Here is an 18,127-nt window from a genome sequence, read left to right as displayed (position 1 = left end):
TTTGATATATGATGACCCGTACGGGATTCGAACCCGTGTTACCGCCGTGAAAGGGCGGTGTCTTAACCGCTTGACCAACGGGCCGTGATTTTCATGAAAAAAGATAGCGGCAGAGGGGATCGAACCCCCGACCTCACGGGTATGAACCGTACGCTCTAGCCAGCTGAGCTACGCCGCCATAATGGTAAGTGCTACTGAAGCACAAGTTATATCTTACAGTCGTGAAGAAAAAATGTCAACAAAAAAAATAAAGTTTGTCGGTTTCCATTTCCTGATTATTTATTCGTGTTATTTTCCGCAAAAATAACCTAAAAACTTTGCTTTTCTTCAAAAATAAAAAGAACGCCTGTTTCCGTATTGGGAAAAAAGGGACAAAAACCTGTATACAAATGATTGTTCAAGAAGAATTTCGTCGAACGTTTTTTTTATCCGCTTATAAAATTCTGACAAAAAAATAGATAAGCCCTCTATATAATAAAAACCACTAATACGAATGGGGTGTTGAAATGGAAAAAGTAGAAAGACCTATGATGGAACCTCTTGGAGATGTTCAATTAAAAGAAGCGAAGGCAGGGGCCATCAATTGGATCCAACAACTGCAAATGAAGTCGGAAGACATATTCATAAAAAAAGGTATCTCTTTAGCAATTATCGGTTTTTTATTAGGACGGGCTTTAATTCTTTCGCAGCTTGCACCATTTGGACTTCCGTTTTTCGCAGCTGTTTTTCTCATGAGACGTGATAGGGCTCCACTGGCTTTATTCGGATTGATTGCAGGTGGGCTGACCGTTCACTATTCGAATAGTTTAGTCATCTTTGCATCGGCGTTCCTGCTCCTGTTATTTCATAAAATCAAGAAGCCCGCCGTGGAAGGACAATTCAAGACCATGTCGATGTACGTCTTTGCTTCACTATTCCTGGTCAACCTGGCGGAGCAATATCTGGTATTTCGAACGATTCAGCTGTATGACTTAATGATGATAGGGGTAGAGGCGGGACTCGCAATGATTTTAACCTTAATCTTCATACAATCCATCCCGATGCTGACCGTTCGGACAAAGTCCCAATCATTAAAGACGGAGGAAATCGTCAGCATCATCATCCTGCTGGCTTCGGTGATGACCGGAACCATCGGCTGGATGATCTACGATTTATCACTCGACCATATATTCTCGCGATACCTGGTCCTCCTCTTCGGGCTGGCAGGAGGGGCCGCCATAGGCTCCACTGTAGGTGTAGTTACTGGATTGATATTCAGCTTGGCAAGTATTGCAAGTCTTTATCAAATGAGCCTTCTCGCATTTTCAGGGCTCCTGGGAGGCTTATTGAAAGAGGGAAGGAAGATAGGGGTTGCTAGCGGCCTCTTGATTGCTACATTACTGATAGGTTTATATGGTGAGGGCACCAATAATATTATGGTGACCCTTTATGAATCACTTATAGCTGTGGCCCTATTTATATTGACGCCGTCATCCATAATCAACAAAATAGCGAAACATATACCGGGAACAGTCGAGAATTCTGATGAACAGCAGCAGTATGCCCGAAAAGTGAGGGATGTCACCGCTCAAAGGGTGGAGCAATTCTCACATGTATTTGAGGCGCTCTCAAATAGCTTTTCCCAAGTGGATGAAAGGGGGAGATTGGAGGAAGATGAGAAAGAATTCGACTACTTCTTAAGTAATGTAACGGAAAAGACGTGCCAGCTTTGTTTTAAGAAGGAACAATGCTGGTCCAAGAACTTTAATACAACCTATGACGGCATGCAGGAAATTATGCTTCAATTAAGTGAAAATAATGGTCAGCTCCCCCAAAAAACTTCGAAAGAATGGGGGAAATATTGTAGCCGCGGGCCTCAGGTCATTGGGGCGATAGCACAGGAACTTACTTATTTTGAAGCTAACCAAAAATTAAAAAGGCAGGTGAAGGAAAGTCGGAAGCTGGTGGCGGATCAACTGAGGGGCGTTTCGGCAGTAATGGATGATTTTGCGAAAGAAATTCAAAGGGAAAGGAAGAATCATCATGTACATGAAGAATCCATTTTGGAAGCTATCCAGGATTTTGGCCTGCACATAGGGCATGTTGAAATATACAGTCTAGAACAAGGAAATGTTGATATAGAGATGAGTGTCCCATACTGCCAGGGCAGAGGGGAATGTGAAAAGTTGATTGCACCCATGCTTTCTGACATTTTAGGGGAAACGATAGTCGTTCATTCAGAAGAGTGTGCAACATATCCAAACGGGCAATGTGAGGTGATATTTAGGTCAGCAAAAAAATTCACGGTCGAAACGGGTGTGGCTCATGCTGCCAAGGGGGGAGGGCTTGTATCAGGAGATAGTTATACGACCATGGAAATTGGCTGCGGAAAATTCGCGATAGCCATCAGTGATGGAATGGGAAATGGGGAAAGGGCCCATTTTGAAAGTACAGAGACATTGAAGCTGCTACAAAAATTTTTACAATCGGGAATAGAAGAAAAAATAGCCATTAAATCCGTAAACTCCGTATTATCTCTACGCACTACCGATGAAATATTTTCGACTCTTGATTTGGCAATGATTGATCTTCAGGACGCAAGGGCTAAGTTTTTAAAAATCTGTTCGATACCGAGTTTCATTAAAAGGGGGGATAAGATAATAAAAATCGAATCAAGTAACCTTCCTATGGGAATCATCCAGGATTTCGATGTTGATGTTGTATCAGAAGAGCTGAAGGCAGGGGACATATTAATCATGATGAGCGATGGAGTGTTCGATGGCCCCGCACATGTCGAAAATATCGAGTTCTGGCTTAAACGAAAAATCAAGGAAATGGAAACAGACGACCCGCAGGAAATCTCTGATTTAATATTGGAAGAAGTCATCCGAACTAAAGGGATCATAGATGATGACATGACAGTGGTTACATCGAAAATTAAGCATAACACACCGAAATGGGCGTCCATTCCCGTTTCTCCAAAACGTAAAAAGGCACAGTAGGGGCCGTTTATATAAATAAATACAACCAAAATGAGGTGGAGAAATGGAAGACGGATAAAAGGTAAGGGTTGCACTCTTTTCAATCTCTTCACTCCATGATGTGACTTGACGCGATTTCTTTGGCGTATAATTTCCCCCTTTTTAGTCAATTATGGTAACAAATTGATAGGAAGGGAGAGCAAAACATGAAAACAGGAACCTTAAGACAGATTTTGCTTATAACCGACGGATGTTCAAATCATGGTGAGGAACCTTCTGCCATGGCTGAATTAGCAAGGGAGCAAGGCATAACCATCAATGTCATAGGTGTCATGGAAAATGATGTGATAGATGAAAAGGGGCTTAAGGAAATTGAGAAGATTGCAAGTTCCGGAGGTGGCGTAAGTCAAATAGTCTATGCTCAGCAGTTGTCCCAAACCGTTCAAATGGTGACCCAAAAGGCAATGACTCAAACTATACAGGGAGTTATCAATCGTGAACTTCAACAAATACTTGGAGATTCAAAAACGATGGAGGATCTTCCGCCTGATAAACGAGGAGAAGTGATGGAGGTGGTCGATGAGCTTGGGGAAACAAGCAAGCTCGAAGTATTGATTCTTGTTGATACAAGTGCAAGCATGAAACATAAACTGCCTACAGTAAAAGATTCCTTATTAGATCTTTCCCTTAGTATGAATGCAAGAATGGGTGACAGCCGTTTTTCCGTATTCGTATTTCCTGGGAAAAGAAATGATGTTGAAAAGTTGCTGGATTGGACCCCGAACCTTGAAGCCTTGACGGCAACTTTTCCTAAGCTTAGCACAGGGGGACTCACTCCGACTGGTCCAGCCATTCGTGAAGCTTTGACATATTTCAATAAAAAACGTTCATTGAGGGGATTGTTATCACATGATGATGAACAATACTTTGAGGAATCAATGTAAACTCCTACCTGGCAGTGTTGTCACTGGAAAATGGAATAAAAATGAGTACAAAATAATTAAGGAATTGGGGTGTGGGGCGAACGGGATCGTCTATTTGGTTGAAAGCGGAAATCGTCATTATGCTTTAAAGCTCAGTGATAATGGGACGTCCATTATTTCGGAGATGAATATCCTAAAATCCTTTTCCAAGGTCCAGGGGTCTACCCTTGGACCTTCCTTTTTGGAAGCGGATGATTTCATGAAAACAGGAAAGCAGCTCCCTTTTTATGTCATGGAATATATCCACGGACACGATTTTTTGCGTTTCATCGATAAAAAAGGTTCATCATGGATTGGAGTCTTGATGCTTCAGCTTTTAACAAGCTTGTCTGCCTTGCATGCCAATGGATGGGTATTCGGGGATTTAAAACCTGAGAATTTGATCGTGACTTCACCAGCCTATAAGGTACGGTGTGTGGATGTTGGCGGAACCACCTTAATCGGGCGATCTGTTAAAGAATTCACTGAGTTTTTTGACAGGGGCTACTGGGGACTTGGGTCAAGAAAGGCTGATCCGCAATATGACTTGTTCGCTGTGGCGATGATTATAATCAATTCAGCCTACCCTGGACGTTTCCACAAGAAAGGGGAGGGGTATAGACAGCTTAACGACCTGATTAAGCAGAAAAAGGAATTGCACCCATATAGGAAGATGCTGGATAAAGCTCTCCGCGGTCAGTATGATTCAGCCCTCCAAATGCGAGAGGATTTGGTCATGGTTCTAAGTAAGCGAAATCATTCGAAGAAAAAGGGCCCGACTCAGGCAGCGGCAGGTCAGCCGCATACAATACAACCTGCAACGAGACAAGCAAGAAGGTCCCAAAACCATTCAAAAAAGAAAAGTGGCGGTTTTTTTGAAACTTTTTTGCTGGTTGCCATCATATCGATGCTCTATGTTCTATACATATATGAACAGTTGTTATGATATAGTTATTAGGTGAATGCCATGGAATAGTTGAAACCATTTCATGATTGAATCGTATAAAACTAATGCCTGTTCATAAAGAAGGAAGATTGTATGTTAAAGGAAAAAGTTCTGAGTACCATTTATAGAAATGAATTGATTAAGGAACACTCGAAGTTGCTAATAGGCGTTTCCGGAGGACCGGACTCATTGGTGCTTCTCCATATCCTTAAGGAAATTCAACCTCTTTTTCATTACGAGATGATCGTTGCAAGTGTTGACCATATGTTTCGAGGTGAAGAATCCTATGAGGATTACAAATATGTCGAGCATATATGTAAACGGTGGGGCATTACATTCGAGGGAAAAAGGATCGATGTTCCTGCCCGGATGGAGGAGACGGGGGAAAGTTCACAAGTAACGTCAAGAAAGTCGCGTTTTGCTTTCTATGAGGAAATGATGGATAAACATCAAGCCTCCACGCTTGTCCTGGGGCATCATGGAGATGATCAAATAGAAACGATGCTCATGCGTTTAACAAGAGGGGCGACAGGTAAGGCAAGAGCTGGTATTCCTATAAAAAGACGGTTCCATACCGGGAATCTGGTCAGGCCTTTTCTTGAAATTACGAAAAGCCAAATAATCGAATATGCGAGCCTTCATAATATTGAACCAAGGTTTGATCCGAGCAATGAAACGGGTGCCTATGCAAGAAATCGTTTTAGACATGAAGTCCTTCCATTTTTAAAGAAAGAAAATAGAAAGGTTCATGAGCATTTTCAGCGATTCAGTGAAGAGCTTTATGAAGATGAAGAGTTTTTTTTGAACATGGTTTCAAGCAAAATGTCCGAGGTTTGGATCCAACAGGATAAAGATCAAGCGGTTATTCAGATTGATAAGGTTCTAGCGATGCCTAAACCTTTACAAAGAAGGGCGATTCAACTAATATTAAACTATCTTTATTTGGAGAGACCTTCATCGCTTTCGGCATTACATATTGACCAACTTTTAGTTTTGTTTTTAAATCCTCAACCATCTGCAGAATTGCATCTTCCGGAGGGCCTTATTGCGGAAAAATCATATCAAGCTTGCACTTTTAGATTTTTTCGGCAAAAAAGCCATAAATATTCCCTTAAATTACAAATTCCCGGTGAGACTATTCTTCCGAATGGATATAAGATTAAAGCGCACTATATAAAAGAAGAAATTCCGGTACTTAGAGGAAATCATTCTTTTATTCTTCCCGAATCAGCTGTTCAGTTTCCTCTTACAGTCCGAACCAGGAATGAAGGCGAACGGATAGCCGTCAAGGGATTGGGTGGAACTAAAAAGTTAAAGGATATTTTTATTAATGAAAAGATCCCGATGCTAGAAAGAAATGTGTGGCCGGTCATCATCGATCAAACGGGAACGGCCATTTGGCTACCTGGTTTAAAGAAATCGAATATTGAGCCGGATATTATTTCTGATGAAAAATCTTTAATCTACTTAGAATATAAAAAAGCTTAATTCTTCTTGGGGGGCAATAAATTACAATGACCATGCAAAACGACATTGAAAAGGTTTTAATATCAGAGGAAGAACTTCAAAAAAAAATCAGGGAATTGGGTGCGCAGCTTGAAGCTGATTACCAAGGTAAGTTCCCGTTGGCCATCGGAGTGCTGAAAGGCGCCATGCCATTTATGTCAGATCTACTGAAACGTGTGGATACACATCTTGAAATGGACTTTATGGATGTTTCAAGCTATGGTAACTCCACTGTATCTTCCGGTGAAGTGAAAATCATCAAAGATCTTGATACATCGGTTGAAGGCCGGGATATTTTAATCATTGAAGATATTATCGACAGCGGTTTGACTCTTAGCTATCTTGCGGAACTTTTCCGTTATCGAAAAGCAAAATCAATTAAAATCGTTACATTATTGGATAAACCAACAGGCAGGAAAGCGGATATCACTCCGGATTATGCCGGGTTCATCGTTCCGGATGCATTTGTTGTCGGATATGGTCTTGATTTTGCGGAAAAGTATCGTAATCTCCCGTATATTGGCATATTGAAGCCTGAAATTTACTCGAATTAATCGTACTTGTTTGAAAGAGAAGACCAGATAAAAACAGCGGTGTTAAATTATTGTAATTCATTAATTTTGTATGATAGTATTTACTATAGTTTGTTTACCCGTGGGAGGAGGTAAGGGATGAATCGGATCTTCCGTAATACCATATTTTATTTACTGATCTTTTTGGTCATCATTGGGATTGTAAGCATTTTTAATAATAACAATGAACCAACGGAGAAAATGACCCAAGATGAATTCTATAAGCATTTGGAGAATGGGGATGTTACTGCACTGACGATGCAGCCCGAAAGCAGTGTATTTGAAATCACAGGAAAGCTCAAAGGTTATGAGGAAAATAAATTCTTTGTGACGTACGTGCCTTTCAGTGAATATTCTCAAAGCAGAATCAATGATGCCGTAACCAAGTTGGATAAGGACATCATCACTGTTGAACCTCCAGAAAAAACAAGTGGCTGGGTGACATTTTTCACTTCCATCATTCCATTTGTAATCATTTTTATTCTCTTCTTCTTTTTACTTAACCAAGCTCAGGGCGGCGGTGGTGGCCGTGTCATGAACTTCGGGAAAAGTAAGGCGAAATTGTATAATGATGATAAGAAAAAAGTACGCTTCAACGATGTTGCCGGGGCGGACGAAGAAAAGCAGGAACTTGTCGAGGTTGTTGAATTCTTGAAAGATCCTCGAAAATTTGCCGAGCTTGGAGCCCGTATTCCTAAAGGGGTACTTTTAGTAGGGCCTCCTGGTACAGGTAAAACTTTACTTGCACGAGCAGTGGCTGGTGAAGCCGGAACTCCTTTCTTCTCAATCAGTGGTTCTGATTTTGTTGAAATGTTTGTGGGTGTCGGTGCATCCCGTGTTCGTGATTTGTTTGAAAATGCTAAGAAGAATGCACCATGTATCATCTTTATCGATGAAATTGATGCAGTCGGACGTCAACGTGGCGCAGGTCTTGGCGGCGGTCACGATGAACGCGAACAGACATTGAACCAACTTCTGGTGGAAATGGATGGTTTCGGTGGCAATGAAGGAATCATAATCATCGCTGCGACTAACCGTGCTGATGTATTGGATCCGGCATTACTGCGTCCAGGACGTTTTGACCGTCAAATAACGGTGGGCCGCCCTGATGTTAAGGGCCGTGAAGAAGTTCTGAAAGTGCATGCACGCAATAAACCATTAGCAGAAACAGTCGATTTGAAAGCGATCGCTCAGCGTACTCCAGGATTTTCTGGTGCTGATCTTGAAAACTTACTGAATGAAGCTGCGCTTGTAGCTGCCCGTCAAGATAAGAAGAAGATCGACATGTCCGATTTGGATGAAGCTTCGGATCGCGTTATCGCTGGACCTGCCAAGAAAAACCGTGTCATTTCCAAAAAGGAAAGAAATATCGTAGCGTGGCATGAAGCAGGCCATACCATTATTGGATTGGTTCTGGATGATGCCGAAGTCGTTCATAAGGTTACGATTGTCCCTCGTGGTCAAGCTGGCGGTTATGCAGTTATGCTGCCGAAAGAGGATCGTTTCTTCATGACGGAACCTGAGCTTAAAGATAAAATCGTAGGGCTATTGGGTGGTCGTGTAGCCGAAGAGGTCACATTCGGAGAAGTGAGTACCGGTGCCCATAACGATTTCCAACGTGCAACGGGCATAGCTAGGAGCATGGTCATGGAATATGGCATGAGTAAACTCGGACCACTTCAATTCGGTAATTCACAAGGTCAGGTTTTCCTAGGCCGAGATTTCAACAATGATCAAAACTATTCAGATGCAATAGCATATGAAATTGATCTTGAAATTCAACGTATCATCAAGGAAGCTTACGAAAGATGTAAGACGATTCTTACTGAAAATCGTGAAAAACTTGATTTGGTCGCAAAAACCTTGCTTGAAGTGGAAACACTTGATGCTGAACAGATCAAAGGTTTATTCCATAATGGTAAATTGCCAGAACGGGATTATACAGCCCTCAATGGGAATTTAACAACTGATGAGAATGTCAAGGTGAACATCAATACGAAGAAGGAAGAAAAAGAGGCCTTATTAGATCCATTGGATAAGAGAGGACCTGAGGACCTTGAAATAACGGAGGAAGGATTGAATACTCCTCCAATCAAAGAAGGTGCGCCTCAAGACCAGCCGCTTTCCTTCCCGAACGAAGATGACAATAAAAAGTCTTAAGTTGACTGAATTCAAAAGGGTATTTCCGCCTCGGAAATACCCTTTTCTTCACTCTTGAATTAATTATGATGAAGTTTCTGGGTTACCTTTCGAAAAGTGCGACTAATAGCGTGGTAAATAACAGTGTGGTATGATGTTGGAGAATAATTTACCGGAGTGATGAAACGATGATTTTTGTATTGGATGTTGGGAATACGAATACTGTACTAGGCGTATACGATGAAGATATTTTAAAATATCATTGGCGAATTGAGACTAACCGTCACAAGACAGAAGATGAGTATGGAATGGTCATAAAGTCTTTGCTGCAACATGAAGGTCTTTCGTTTGATCAATTTGATGGAATCATCATTTCTTCGGTAGTTCCGCCAATTATGTTTGCGCTTGAACGAATGTGCAAAAAATACTTTGGCATTAAACCGCTTATAGTTGGACCTGGAATAAAAACTGGATTGAATATTAAATACGAAAATCCGCGTGAGGTGGGTGCGGACAGGATCGTTAATGCTGTTGCAGGCATTCAGGAATATGGAAGCCCTCTCATTATCGTGGACTTTGGCACGGCAACTACATATTGCTATATAAATGAGGATAAACAATACATGGGCGGAGCCATTGCCCCGGGTATAAATATTTCTACTGAAGCACTTTATTCAAAGGCAGCCAAACTTCCAAGAATAGAAATCAGCCGGCCAGAAGGGATTATTGGGAAAAATACGGTGTCCGCCATGCAGGCTGGCATTTTGTATGGGTATGTTGGACAGGTAGAAGGTATCGTTAATCGAATTAAGGAGCAAAGTAATCTAGAACCAACGGTAATAGCAACTGGTGGATTGGCTACCTTAATTGCCAATGAGTCTACTGTGATTGACGTAGTGGAGCCATTTTTGACCTTGAAGGGGCTGCAGTTGATTTATAAACGTAATCGTGAGCAAGTGAAGAAGTAAAACAAAGCATGAAAGGAGCAAAAATAAATGAAAGATTATCTAATAAAGGCGTTAGGTTATGAGGGACAGGTTCGGGCATATGCTGTTTCAACAACAGACACGGTAGGAGAAGCTCAGCGGCGCCATTATACATGGCCTACTGCTTCAGCTGCCCTTGGACGGGCGATGACTGCAGGTGTCATGATGGGCGGAATGTTAAAAGGTGAAGAAAAGCTGACGATTAAAATCGAGGGCGGAGGACCGATCGGTTCCATATTGGTCGACAGCAATGCAAAGGGAGAAGTCCGCGGATATGTCACTCACCCGCAAACCCATTTTGATTTGAATGAGCAAGGAAAGCTTGATGTAAGGAAAGCGGTGGGTACCGATGGATTGTTGACTGTTGTAAAAGATATCGGTCTTCGTGATTACTTTTCAGGTCAGGTACCGCTTGTATCGGGAGAATTAGGTGAAGATTTCACCTATTACTTTGTTACTTCCGAACAGGTGCCTTCATCTGTGGGGGTTGGGGTCCTGGTGAATCCGGATAATTCAATCCTTGCAGCGGGTGGATTCATCATCCAGTTGATGCCGGGCACATCGGAAGATACGATTTCGAAAATTGAAAATCGACTAAGCACGATAACTCCTGTTTCTAAGATGATTCAAAGCGGGATGACTCCTGAAGAAATCCTAACCGAAATTTTAGGTGAGGGCAATGTGAATATACTAGAAAAAATGGATGTCCAATTCTCCTGTCAATGTTCTAGGGAAAGAATTGCAAATGCATTGATTAGCCTAGGGCAAGCTGAGATTAGGGATATCATTGATACAGAGGGACAAGCGGAGGCACATTGTCATTTTTGTAATCAGACCTACCAATTCTCGAAGGAAGATCTCGAGGAACTAGAAGCAGAAACCAAAAATTAATATACGGGGGATAAGGGTTTGCCAAAACAAAAGCTTCGGGCGATTATTGCTGCCCTTGCCTTGTTGAACCTATTGACTATCATTATCTTTGTCATAAAACCACTAATCATTTCAAAATCCGTCATCGGGGAAGAAACGGCCGCAAAGGTTGGATCTAAGGATATTTCCCGGGACGCATGGATTAATGAGCTCGAAAAAAGATATGGGGAAGATGTACTTGAGGAAATGGTCGATAAAGAGGTCGTGAAACAGGCAGCTGAAAAATATAAAGTGAAAATTTCGGATGAAGAGCTTGATCGGGAACTTAAAATGATGAAAACGATGTATGGGACTGCCGGACAGAACCTTAATAAAAGTAACGATCAACTGAGGCAGGAAATTCAATCGAGTCTCCTCCTCGAGAAGCTCCTCACCAAGGACGTTTCGGTCTCCGAAACGGCAATGCGGAATCATTATGATAATAATAAGGATATCTACAGAATCCCTACAGCTTTCCATATATCCCATATTACCTCGTCTACAAAAAAGCAAGCGGACCAAATCGTACGTGAACTGGAGAAGGGCGTCCCCTTTGATGTCTTAGCGATGGAAAAATCCCTTGATGAATTCACTGCCAACCAAGGAGGCGACATGGGTTATATATCCCAGGATAACGAGAAAGTCTCCAAGGAATACATTACTGCTGCCGAGAATTTGAAGGTGAAAAAGTGGAGTGATCCGATTCAAACGGAAGAAGGCTGGGCCATTATCTATCTGCATGAAAGAATAGAGGGCAAGCAGTATGAATATGATGAGGTTAAAGACAAGATTCACCGCCAAATAGCTCTTGAACAGATTCAGGCACCGGTCTCAGGGAAAATTTTCTGGGACGAATTTGATGTAGAATGGTTTTATGGATTGAAAGAACAAAAGTAGGTCTATGGTTGTGTGAGAAAATTTAGAATATAGTATATAATCATTGACAATGAACTATAAAAACTGGTAACTTTAAATTTATAAAACCAATAAACATACTCGGTATTGAAATGATAAGGAGTGGAGAAAATGGCACGTATAGCTAATTCTGTAATCGATTTAATTGGACAAACACCTATTGTGAAGTTAAACAAGCTTCAAAATGAAAACAGTGCAGATATCTATCTGAAACTTGAGTATTTTAACCCAGGCAGTAGTGTAAAAGACCGTATCGCCCTTGCGATGATCGAAGCGGCAGAAAAAAATGGTACCCTCAAGCCAGGTGATACGATCATTGAACCTACAAGCGGAAACACTGGAATAGGACTTGCAATGGTAGCTGCGGCAAAGGGCTATAAATCAATTCTGGTTATGCCGGAGACGATGAGTTTGGAACGCCGTAACTTGCTTCGTGCTTATGGTGCAGAATTAGTTCTTACTCCTGGACCTGAAGGAATGAAGGGTGCAATTGCAAAGGCGACTGAGCTGTCTAAAGAAAAAGGTTACTTCATTCCACAGCAATTCGAGAATGTAGCCAACCCTGAAGTTCATCGGAACACTACAGGACCTGAAATCGTTGAAGCCTTTGGTGATGAAGGTCTGGATGCATTCGTTGCCGGAATCGGTACTGGCGGAACGATAACAGGTGCTGGTGAAGTCCTGCGTGAAAAATACCCTGACATTAAGATTTACGCTGTTGAGCCTGCGGACTCTCCGGTATTATCGGGTGGGGCTCCAGGACCTCATAAAATCCAAGGAATCGGTGCGGGCTTCGTCCCAAGTATTTTGAATACTGATCTCTATGACGAAATCATTCAAGTCAATACAGAGGAATCGTTTGATTATGCCCGCCGTGCGGCTAAAGAGGAAGGAATCCTTGGTGGAATTTCCTCTGGTGGAGCAATTGCAGCTGCCATTAAAGTGGCTGACAAGCTGGGAAAAGGCAAAAAGGTACTAGCTATCATACCAAGTAATGGTGAACGTTACTTAAGTACGCCATTATATAACTTTGAGTAAGACAAGACACTAAAATTAGAAGCGAAGTTCCTTCCTTAGGGGCTTTGCTTTTCTTTTTGTAGTAAAGTCTGCAGAAGCTTCCCAAATCTTCATGGAACTTGCACTATGCCTATGTAAATGGGTAAACTCATATATATAGATTTCTTTAGGCGAAGGAGAACGTTGGATGACATTAGCTGGAGCGTCAAAAATAAAATGCGGTTCATTTGATTTGGATTACAGTAATAGAACCTTAATTATGGGTATTTTGAATGTTACGCCGGACTCCTTTTCGGATGGCGGGAAATATAATCGGATAGATGCCGCTTTGAAGCATGCCGAACGGATGGTTAACGACGGAGCTGATTTATTGGATGTAGGCGGGGAGTCCACCCGTCCTAACTATGAGAGGATATCGGATGGAGAGGAAATAGAGAGAGTCGCCCCGATTATTGAAGCCATATCCCGTAATATTGAGGTACCAATATCGGTCGATACGTATAAATCAAGAGTAGCCGAAGCGGCTGTAAAAGCAGGGGCCCATATATTAAATGACATTTGGGGAGGTAAGGCTGATTCCTTGATGTCAAAGGTTGCTGCGGAATATAAGGTGCCTATTATCTTGATGCATAACAGGGATAATATGAGTTATGGACATTTTGTGCGGGATGTACTACAGGATTTATTCGAAAGTATCATGTTGGTTAAGGATGCGGGGGTCAAGGATGAAAACATCATTCTCGATCCGGGAATCGGCTTTGCGAAAGATTTAAATTTAAATTTGGAAATGATGAGGAATCTTGATAAGCTGGTATCTTTAGGTTATCCTGTACTGCTAGCAACATCAAGGAAGTCCATGATTGGACATGTTCTGGACCTGCCGCCTGATGAGCGGATGGAAGGAACAGCCGCCACGATCTGCCATGGCATTCAACAAGGCTGTCAAATGGTTCGTGTACATGATGTGAAGGAAATGGCACGTACTGCAAAGATGATGGATGCTTTATTAGGAAAAGGTGAATGAAATGGATAAGATATATGTGAATAAAATGGAGTTTTACGGTTATCATGGAGTTTTTCCGGAAGAAACGAAGCTTGGCCAGCGGTTTAAGGTGGATTTGATTGTCCAGACTGATTTAGCCAAGGCTGGGAAGAGTGACAACCTTGAAGACTCCATCAACTATGGTGAGTTATATGAAGTGTGTAAAAGTGTTGTCGAGGGAGTACCTTTTAAGTTAGTGGAGGCTGTTGCTGAAAAAATTGCCTCTGAACTACTTATTAAATATTCTTCCATCGAGAAATGCACCGTGAAGGTTTATAAACCAGATCCTCCAATAGCAGGTCATTATGACTCGGTTGCTATAGAGATTGTAAGGGGACGCTGATTGTGGTAAATATTGCTTACCTTTCAATAGGTTCGAACTTAGGGGATCGCCTTGAAACATTCCAAAGGGCTTTCCAGTTACTGTCTGAAAATCCGCATATCAAGTTGGTGGCCTGCTCTTCTTTATACGAAACAGACCCGATAGGATATGAAGATCAGGACTGTTTTTTAAATGCTGTCCTAAAAGTGAAAACCGATTTAGAACCGGAAAAATTACTTCACGCTTGTATGAAAATTGAACAAGAATTAGGGAGAAAAAGGGAAATCAGGTGGGGTCCCCGTACTTTAGACCTTGACATTTTGTTATATAATCATGAAAATATTGAGACAGAGATTCTTTCAGTCCCGCACCCTCGTATGCACGAGAGGGCTTTTGTTATCGTGCCTTTAATGGAAGTGGACCCTGATATATCACTTCCGCAAATGTATGCACCTTTGAGCGACCTGCTTGAACAGATTTCGGATAAAGAAGGAGTTCGATTATGGAAGGTGAAAAATGGGGAAGGCGTATTCGCGCTTTTCGAAAGTTAAAGGGTTATACCCAGGAGGGATTTGCGAAAGAAATAGGCGTTTCTGTTTCCTTGTTGGGAGAAGTCGAACGAGGGAACCGCAGCCCTTCAGAAGCATTTTTACTGGAAGTGGCGGAAATTCTTCATGTTTCCATTGAGGAGCTTCAGCCACCAGAGGATAAATGAAAGAATGTTATAGGAGGCACACCGTGTTAAAAATAGGCAATATAGAAATGAAGAATCCGGTAGTGCTAGCACCGATGGCGGGAGTCTGTAACTCGGCATTCCGCTTGACCGTCAAGGAATTTGGTGCTGGCCTTGTTTGTGCGGAGATGGTCAGTGACAAGGGAATCGTTTTACAAAATGCTAGAACGATGAATATGCTTTATATAGATGAAAGAGAAAAGCCGTTAAGTCTGCAAATCTTTGGCGGTGAAAAGAAATCTTTGGTCGAAGCAGCACGATTTGTAGATAAAAATACAAATGCTGACATCATTGATATCAACATGGGCTGCCCTGTCCCTAAAATCACTAAATGTGATGCGGGTGCAAAGTGGCTTCTCGATCCAAACAAAATTTATGAGATGGTTTCAGCGGTGGTTGATGCTGTTGAAAAGCCGGTAACGGTGAAAATGCGCATAGGCTGGGATGATGAGCACGTTTTTGCGATTCAAAATGCCCAGGCTGTTGAACGCGCGGGTGGTAAAGCTGTTTCCATGCATGGCAGAACACGAGTTCAATTGTATGAAGGAAAAGCTAACTGGGACATCATCCGTGAAGTGAAGAAATCAATTAATATTCCACTTATCGGTAACGGCGATGTGGAAACTCCACAGGATGCGGAAAGAATGCTCAAGGAAACGGGTGTTGATGGAGTCATGATCGGCCGTGCAGCTCTAGGTAACCCGTGGATGATTTACAGGACTGTGAAATATCTGGAAACTGGTCAACTGATGGATGAACCTTCTGTTCGTGAAAAGATGGAAGTTTGCGTGCTTCATATGGATCGTCTAATCGCGTTGAAAAATGAAAATGTCGCTGTTCGTGAAATGCGCAAGCATGCTTCTTGGTATTTAAAAGGTGTTAAAGGGAATGCTATGGCTCGTAAAGGGATTAATGTTTGTGAAACAAGGGACGATGTTGTTAGCCTTCTATATGGACTTGTTGATGAAATTGAAGCGAAGCAACAAAATATCCAAATGGTCTGATGTTTGACATTACCTTCCTATTTTCCTATAATACGCTTATCTTAAACTGCCAGTAATCCTGGCAGTTTTTATATGTATATAAACGATGTTTTAAGATAAAAAGCTGTTGAATTCCTTTACTTTATGTAAGAATAAATATGTATGCAAAAGAATTTCTGATTAATTATATAATTGCATTTATTAATAAAGATGGAGATGATTTTCGTGAGTCATGAAGAATTGAATGACCAACTGCAGGTAAGGCGCGATAAAATGCAGGCCATGATGGATAATGGACAAGACCCTTTCGGGAGCAGATTCGAGCGCACACATAACACTGAGGAGATAGTCAGTGCTTATGGTGAATTAGAAAAAGAAGATCTTGAAGAAAAAGAAATTGAAGTTACAATCGCTGGCCGTGTCATGACGAAGCGTGGAAAAGGGAAAGCGGGATTTGCCCATATCCAGGATATTAGCGGCCAAATCCAAATCTACGTCCGTTTAGATAACATAGGAGAAGATTCTTACCAAATTTTCAACCAAACGGATCTTGGCGATATCGTAGGGGTAACTGGCGTTATTTTCAAAACGAAAGTCGGGGAACTTTCCATTAAAGCTAAAGAATATGTGTTCCTTGCTAAAGCGCTTCGCCCGTTGCCTGATAAATTTCATGGCCTAAAGGATGTTGAAGAGCGTTATCGGAAGCGTTATGTCGATTTAATTACAAATGAAGAAAGCAAAAACACATTGATCATGCGCAGTCGTATTGTACAAGCCATGAGACGGTATCTGGATGATCATGGATACCTTGAAGTGGAGACGCCTCTACTGCACTCTGTTGCTGGTGGAGCTGCAGCACGCCCTTTCCTTACTCACCATAATGCCTTGGATATGCCTTTGAATTTAAGGATTGCCATCGAACTTCATCTAAAACGCTTAATCGTCGGCGGATTGGAGAAAGTTTATGAAATTGGCCGGGTTTTCAGAAATGAAGGAGTATCTACAAGACACAATCCTGAATTCACATTGATCGAATTATATGAGGCATATGCGGATTACCAAGATATCATGAGTTTAACGGAAAACCTTATTGCCCATATCGCTCAAGAAGTTCTGGGGACAACTACCATCCAGTATGGGGAGTATGAGATAGAGTTAAAGCCGGAATGGAAACGACTTCACATGGTTGATGCTGTAAAAGAATATACTGGTGTGGACTTCTGGACTCAAATGAGTAAAGAAGAAGCCCAGCAGCTTGCTAAAGAAAATGGGATTGAAGTTAAGGAATCCATGGAGTTCGGCCATATCGTAAATGAATTCTTTGAACAGAAGGTAGAAGATAAGTTGATTCAGCCTACATTCATCTATGGCCATCCGGTGGAAATCTCTCCTTTGGCAAAGAAAAATCCGGAAGATTCCCGTTTCACAGATCGTTTTGAGTTATTCATTGTAGGTAGGGAGCATGCAAATGCCTTCACGGAGCTAAATGATCCTATTGATCAACGTCAACGCTTTGAAGCTCAATTAAAAGAGCGGGAGCAAGGTAATGATGAGGCCCATGAAATGGATGAAGATTTCTTGGAGGCGTTAGAATATGGAATGCCGCCAACTGGCGGACTTGGAATTGGTGTTGACCGTTTGGTTATGCTATTGACCAATTCTCCGTCTATACGTGACGTCCTATTATTCCCGTTGATGAGACATCGCTAATATAACCAAAATGAATATTGATTGCAGGCCGAATTCGGATGGCTGGGATCATTGGGCGTAGCTCATGATCCTGGTATGTCCCATTCGGTTTTTGTTTTTTTATTATAATTTCATGTCTTTCAATAGAATGGATTCGAGGGCTTGAAAGAAAAACAACATTATCTCAAAAAAACTTTTAAAAAAGTATTGCGCAGTTAACGTAATGGTGTTATATTTATATCTGTCGTTACGAACGAGTTGCAAACAGATTACAAACTTTTAAAAAGTTTTAAAAAAGTTGTTGACTCACGGTAATGAAAATGTTATTATAAATAAGCTGTTTCGAAAGATATTGCTCTTTGAAAACTGAACAAAACAAAGCGCCAACGTTAAATTTTAAGTGAGCACACACTATCAAAAAAGCAAATGAGCAAGTCAAACATTTC

The 18,127-nt window shown here is 41.6% G+C and carries 16 protein-coding genes and 2 tRNA genes; 16 read left to right on the top strand and 2 right to left on the bottom strand.

Annotation, left to right across the window (positions count from 1 at the left end):
• Nucleotides 1-12 precede the first annotated feature (12 nt).
• Both ACQKFG_RS26295 and ACQKFG_RS26290 read right to left on the bottom strand, forming a co-directional pair.
• A tRNA-Glu gene (locus ACQKFG_RS26295) sits at nt 13-84 on the bottom strand.
• A 20-nt stretch (nt 85-104) separates the two neighbouring features.
• A tRNA-Met gene (locus tag ACQKFG_RS26290) sits at nt 105-178 on the bottom strand.
• 328 nt (nt 179-506) lie between these two features.
• On the opposite strand from ACQKFG_RS26290, the gene spoIIE reads away from it, so the two are divergent.
• The 16 genes from spoIIE (at nt 507) to lysS (ending at nt 17,702) form a co-directional block, all read left to right on the top strand.
• Entirely contained in the window at nt 507-2,981 is a 2,475-nt protein-coding gene (gene spoIIE, locus ACQKFG_RS26285; protein WP_192207414.1) for a stage II sporulation protein E, read from the top strand.
• Nucleotides 2,982-3,166: 185 nt separating this feature from the next.
• Nucleotides 3,167-3,904 carry a VWA domain-containing protein gene (locus tag ACQKFG_RS26280; protein WP_342614888.1) on the top strand — a complete coding sequence of 246 codons (738 nt, stop codon included), beginning with the start codon at nt 3,167-3,169 and terminating at the stop codon, nt 3,902-3,904.
• Nucleotides 3,870-4,868 (top strand): protein kinase domain-containing protein, encoded by a 999-nt coding sequence (locus ACQKFG_RS26275; protein WP_353618323.1) that lies wholly within the window; start codon nt 3,870-3,872, stop codon nt 4,866-4,868. The genes ACQKFG_RS26280 and ACQKFG_RS26275 overlap by 35 nt, the downstream gene beginning before the upstream one ends.
• Nucleotides 4,869-4,961: 93 nt before the next feature.
• Nucleotides 4,962-6,356, top strand: coding sequence for a tRNA lysidine(34) synthetase TilS (gene tilS / locus ACQKFG_RS26270; protein ID WP_427563964.1), 1,395 nt, complete (start codon nt 4,962-4,964; stop codon nt 6,354-6,356).
• Nucleotides 6,357-6,388: 32 nt separating this feature from the next.
• Complete coding sequence (gene hpt / locus ACQKFG_RS26265; RefSeq protein ID WP_076373001.1) at nt 6,389-6,928, top strand: hypoxanthine phosphoribosyltransferase; 540 nt, start codon at nt 6,389-6,391, stop codon at nt 6,926-6,928.
• Between the two features lie 117 nt (nt 6,929-7,045).
• Nucleotides 7,046-9,106: an ATP-dependent zinc metalloprotease FtsH gene (gene ftsH, locus ACQKFG_RS26260; protein WP_192207417.1), complete on the top strand. Its 2,061-nt coding sequence runs from the start codon at nt 7,046-7,048 to the stop codon at nt 9,104-9,106.
• Between the two features lie 167 nt (nt 9,107-9,273).
• Entirely contained in the window at nt 9,274-10,053 is a 780-nt protein-coding gene (locus ACQKFG_RS26255) for a type III pantothenate kinase (protein ID WP_098372673.1), read from the top strand.
• A 27-nt stretch (nt 10,054-10,080) separates the two neighbouring features.
• Nucleotides 10,081-10,962, top strand: coding sequence for an Hsp33 family molecular chaperone HslO (hslO, locus tag ACQKFG_RS26250; RefSeq protein WP_260288349.1), 882 nt, complete (start codon nt 10,081-10,083; stop codon nt 10,960-10,962).
• Nucleotides 10,963-10,980: 18 nt separating this feature from the next.
• Complete coding sequence (locus ACQKFG_RS26245; protein WP_192207419.1) at nt 10,981-11,877, top strand: peptidyl-prolyl cis-trans isomerase; 897 nt, start codon at nt 10,981-10,983, stop codon at nt 11,875-11,877.
• A gap of 129 nt (nt 11,878-12,006) precedes the next feature.
• Nucleotides 12,007-12,933 (top strand): cysteine synthase A, encoded by a 927-nt coding sequence (cysK, locus tag ACQKFG_RS26240; protein WP_192207420.1) that lies wholly within the window; start codon nt 12,007-12,009, stop codon nt 12,931-12,933.
• Nucleotides 12,934-13,099: 166 nt separating this feature from the next.
• The gene (folP, locus tag ACQKFG_RS26235) at nt 13,100-13,936 is read left to right on the top strand and encodes a dihydropteroate synthase (RefSeq protein ID WP_427563961.1); all 837 of its coding nucleotides are present in this window, start codon (nt 13,100-13,102) and stop codon (nt 13,934-13,936) included.
• 1 nt (nt 13,937) lies between these two features.
• Nucleotides 13,938-14,297, top strand: a complete 360-nt coding sequence (folB, locus tag ACQKFG_RS26230; RefSeq protein ID WP_192207422.1) for a dihydroneopterin aldolase — start codon at nt 13,938-13,940, stop codon at nt 14,295-14,297.
• A gap of 2 nt (nt 14,298-14,299) precedes the next feature.
• Nucleotides 14,300-14,827 carry a 2-amino-4-hydroxy-6-hydroxymethyldihydropteridine diphosphokinase gene (folK, locus tag ACQKFG_RS26225; protein ID WP_192207423.1) on the top strand — a complete coding sequence of 176 codons (528 nt, stop codon included), beginning with the start codon at nt 14,300-14,302 and terminating at the stop codon, nt 14,825-14,827.
• The gene (locus tag ACQKFG_RS26220) at nt 14,779-14,991 is read left to right on the top strand and encodes a helix-turn-helix domain-containing protein (RefSeq protein ID WP_192207424.1); all 213 of its coding nucleotides are present in this window, start codon (nt 14,779-14,781) and stop codon (nt 14,989-14,991) included. The genes folK and ACQKFG_RS26220 overlap by 49 nt, the downstream gene beginning before the upstream one ends.
• A gap of 23 nt (nt 14,992-15,014) precedes the next feature.
• Nucleotides 15,015-16,013 carry a tRNA dihydrouridine synthase DusB gene (gene dusB / locus ACQKFG_RS26215; RefSeq protein ID WP_427563958.1) on the top strand — a complete coding sequence of 333 codons (999 nt, stop codon included), beginning with the start codon at nt 15,015-15,017 and terminating at the stop codon, nt 16,011-16,013.
• 189 nt (nt 16,014-16,202) lie between these two features.
• Nucleotides 16,203-17,702 (top strand): lysine--tRNA ligase, encoded by a 1,500-nt coding sequence (gene lysS, locus ACQKFG_RS26210; RefSeq protein ID WP_192208113.1) that lies wholly within the window; start codon nt 16,203-16,205, stop codon nt 17,700-17,702.
• Nucleotides 17,703-18,127 lie beyond the last annotated feature (425 nt).

Origin of the sequence: Peribacillus sp. NPDC076916 (assembly GCF_050269675.1) — a bacterium.
GTDB lineage: Bacteria > Bacillota > Bacilli > Bacillales > DSM-1321 > Peribacillus > Peribacillus aracenensis.
This window is presented reverse-complemented; position numbering and strand designations above follow the sequence as displayed.